Origin of the sequence: Acetobacter malorum (assembly GCF_002153605.1) — a bacterium.
GTDB lineage: Bacteria > Pseudomonadota > Alphaproteobacteria > Acetobacterales > Acetobacteraceae > Acetobacter > Acetobacter malorum_A.
Map to the genome: position 1 here is coordinate 1 of NZ_JOPG01000101.1, position 496 is coordinate 496.

2 pseudogenes are annotated in these 496 nt (G+C 55.0%); one reads left to right on the forward strand and one right to left on the reverse strand.

The features are described 5' to 3' along the window. Positions 1–234 (reverse strand): annotated as a pseudogene (locus HK23_RS14115) (phosphate-starvation-inducible PsiE family protein); the annotation flags it as partial. A gap of 81 nt (positions 235–315) precedes the next feature. Here HK23_RS14115 and HK23_RS14685 point away from each other — a divergent pair. Further along, positions 316–496, forward strand: a pseudogene (locus HK23_RS14685) (hypothetical protein); the annotation flags it as partial.

A 496-nucleotide genomic window follows, 5' to 3' on the forward strand; every position in this document is an offset into this window, starting at 1 on the left:
AATCGCCTGGAAGATCGTCTGGTTGATCGGATCGATTCCGACATCGACGACCAGATGCCATACCGCGCCAATCAGATGAATCGTTGCGATGGCAGTGACCAGCATGATGAGCGTAATCAGGGTCAGAATGATCGCCTGTTCAAAACGCTCGTAGAATGTCAGGCCCCTGAACAGCTTGATGAGGCGAGACCAGTCCCTGCTCTGCCAGGAACGTTTCATGGAGAGGTCTTCCATAGGCGTTTTCCCATCTATTAATTGCGTTATAGTTCTCATGTCCTGGGTCTGGTTTTTCTTTTGGCGACGGAGAATGTCCTCATGCAGGACACGTTACGGATCATAGGCGCTCACCACCCGTTCGAACCGCTCGATTCCTCAGATGACATTCCAGTCATACGCCGGTCCTGGCTGGCCCGCGTGTCGCCCGATGCCAGAGCCGTCGCATCCAGAGGGCTGACGCTCAAGCCCGAAACAGTGGCGGTGACGTCGACATGCACGG